This is a genomic window from Mycetohabitans sp. B3, assembly GCF_021498065.1.
GTDB lineage: Bacteria > Pseudomonadota > Gammaproteobacteria > Burkholderiales > Burkholderiaceae > Mycetohabitans.
This window is the reverse complement of the sequence record NZ_JAHLKN010000049.1, coordinates 1-3113: the sequence shown is the minus strand read 5'-3', so window position 1 is coordinate 3113 and position 3113 is coordinate 1. Positions and strand designations below refer to the sequence as shown.

Annotated in this window: 1 protein-coding gene; it reads right to left on the bottom strand. The window is 62.5% G+C overall.

The window, feature by feature from the left end; translation table 11 throughout:
* Window positions 1-3113, bottom strand: a 3113-nt coding sequence (locus KQH55_RS14585; protein WP_235091502.1) for a non-ribosomal peptide synthetase, incomplete at both ends; no start/stop codon positions are given.

Here is a 3113-nt window from a genome sequence, read left to right as displayed (position 1 = left end):
GCACGCACCAGTTCGACGGATACGCCTGCTGCGTCGCGTTCCACGTGTTAAGCAGCAACTCGCGCTCCGCCTCGGGCAGCACCTGCAACTGCTGCACTGCGGTGTCGGGCGTCGTCTCGAGCGCGTCGGCCAAGCTGTGCAGCGCCTGCTGCATATACGCGCACACTCGCTCAGGCTCCAGCGACGGCACGCTTTGGGCCGTTAGCCCCAACGACTGCCCATCGTCGTCCACCGACAGTGTCAGCGGGTAATGGGTGCGCTCCTGCGCGCTCAAGAGTGCAACACCCGGTAGCCCCCTGCGCTCATCCGAGTCCATCGCATTGTGCCGGTAATTGAGCAGCGCACTAAAAAGCGGCGTGTCCGCTGGCACACCGCTGCAGCGCTGCGCGAGCGCCAGCGACGCATGCTCATGTTCCAACAGCGCGGCCAAGCGCGCGTGCGTGCTCCGCACACACGTCCGCACACTGCCGTCTAGGTCTACACGCAGCGGCAGCGTATTAATAAAGAGCCCCATCGCACGATCAGCACCCTCACCCGCCTGCATGCGTCCAAACAGCACGGTGCCCAACACCACGCGTTGTTGCCCACTCGCGCGGGCGAGCACCTGTGCCCACGCCAGATGGCATAGGCTCGCCAAACTCACGCCTAGGCGCCGCGCGTGCGCACGCAGCCGATCGTTCAACGCTTGAGGCAGCATCCGGTGTGACTCGCTCACGTCACTGCCGTCGTGCTGTACCTGCGCGAGCCCAAACGGCAAGGTCGGCTCCACGTCCGCGAGCAGCTCAGTGAAAAAGCGCGTATGCTCGGCTTCACTCACGCCTAGCCTGGCTTGCGCGACCAGATGGCGGAACGGCTGCGCCGGCGGCAAGGTGTCGCCTCGCCCCTCGATGAATGCGCGCACCTCCGCGTGCATCACCTCCAGCGTTGAGTGATCGCCAATCAAATGGTGCAGCCGCTGCGTGAGCAGCCAGCGACCCTTGCGATCCTGGGCGATCGCACAGTGCAGCAGCGGCGCTTGCGTCAGATCCAAGCGCGTGTGACGCGGATCAAAGCGCCACGCTAATTGCTCCGCGATTGGCCCGTCCGCAGCGTCCAACGTCAACTCGGTGACCGGCAGCCGAGCGTGGCGCCACACCACTTGCGCGGGCATCGACACGCCTTCCCACACGAACGCGGTACGCAAAATATCGTGGCGATCGATCACCTGCTGCAGCGCGTGCAGATACTGGTCAAGCCGCTCACGACTGTCGAAAGCCAGCTGCACCATCAGCAGATATGGATCGCCGTCGCGCGCGAGTAGATGGTGAAACAGCAGGCCGTCTTGCAGCGGCGACAGTGCATAAATGTCTTGGATATTGGCTACGCCACCGGGCACCTGCTTGGCGATCCGATCAATGTCCGCTTGCGTCAGCTCAATGAGCGGCAACATCGACGGCGTAATCGCAGTGGTGTCGGGTGTGATCACGTTGGGCACCACCACCACTCCGCAATGCTGACCCAACGACTGGGCCAGCGCGCTGAGCACCGGCGTGTCGAACAGCGCCCGCACGGATAACCCGACTCCCCGACGCCGCAGACGCTCGATCAACCGCACCGCCAGCAGCGAGTGGCCCCCGAGCGCAAAGAAGCTATCATGCCGACCGACCTGCTTAACACCCAATAGCTCGGTCCAAATCGTCGCGAGTGTCGTCTCCAGCTCGCCTTGCGGCGCTTCATACGCTTGATGCGCCAGCGAGTCGTCATCCGGTGCCGGCAGTGCACGCCGATCAAGCTTGCCATTGGGCGTCAGCGGCCACGCGTCGAGCCGCACGAACGCACTGGGGATCATATACTCAGGCAGGCGAGCCAAGACGTGTGCCCGCAAGGTACTGACTAAGGCTTCATCGGGTTGGGCCACCACATATGCGACCAGACGTTTATCCTGACCTTCGCCTGTTGCCAACACCACCGCATCACGCACCCGCGGGTGCGCCGTTAAGCACGCTTCGATCTCTTCCGGTTCAATCCGAAAGCCGCGGATCTTCACTTGCTCATCGTTGCGCCCCAAATACTCCAAATTGCCGTCCGGTAAATAACGCGCCAGATCTCCGGTCTTATACAGCCGTGCCCCCGCTTCATCGGAGAACGGATCCGGCACAAAGCGCTCAGCGGTCAACGCCGGGCGGTTCAGATAGCCACGGGCCACCCCGGCACCACCAATATACAACTCACCGACCGCACCCAGGGGCACCGGCTGGCCGTGCGCATCGAGCAGATAAACGCGCGTGTTCGCAATCGGCCGGCCGATGCTCTCAATCCATGCCTCACCACGCTGCATCGGCCGCCACGTCGAATAGGTGGTGCTCTCCGAAGGTCCATAAAGGTTACAGAGACGCTGGATGGGCGTTTGCTCAAAGATTTGCTCAATGAAGCGCGCTGTCAGCGACTCACCCGCCAGGTTCATCGTGGTGACCGAAGATAAGTTAGCCCGATGCGCCAGCAGGGACTGTAGCGCAGAAGGCACCGTATTAATCAGTGACACAGGCTGCGTCTGATGCATTAGCGCCAATGCGTCCTTGACCAAGTGAACGGTCGAGCCTTGCGCGAGCGGCACAAAGCACTCATAGACGGACAAATCAAAACTGATTGAGGTAGCAAATAGCGTATGCTGCGTCTCCAAGGGCGTAAAGGTTTGCACTGCCCAGCACAAGAAATTGACGGTTTGGGCATGTTCGACCATCACGCCCTTTGGGGTGCCGGTCGAGCCCGACGTGTAGATCACATACGCCAGATGCCGGGCCGTCAGACCCGCCACCGACGGATTCGTGTCCGGCAACGCCGGCAGCGTAGTCGGATCGAGCACTGTGCACTCGGCCAGCGCCGCGTCGCCCAACGCAGCGCGCCCGGCCGCATCCGCCAGCACAATGCTCGGTGCCGCGTCGGCAAGAATGTGCGCCAAGCGCTCGCTCGGATAGCTCGGATCAATCGGCACATAGGCCCCACCGGCCTTTAAAATTGCCAGCAGCCCCACGACCAGCGCGGCACTGCGCTGCACGCAGATCGCTACCCGGGTCTCTGGCCTGACACCCCACTCAATCAGCTGGTGTGCCAAACGATTGGCTTGTGCGTTTAGC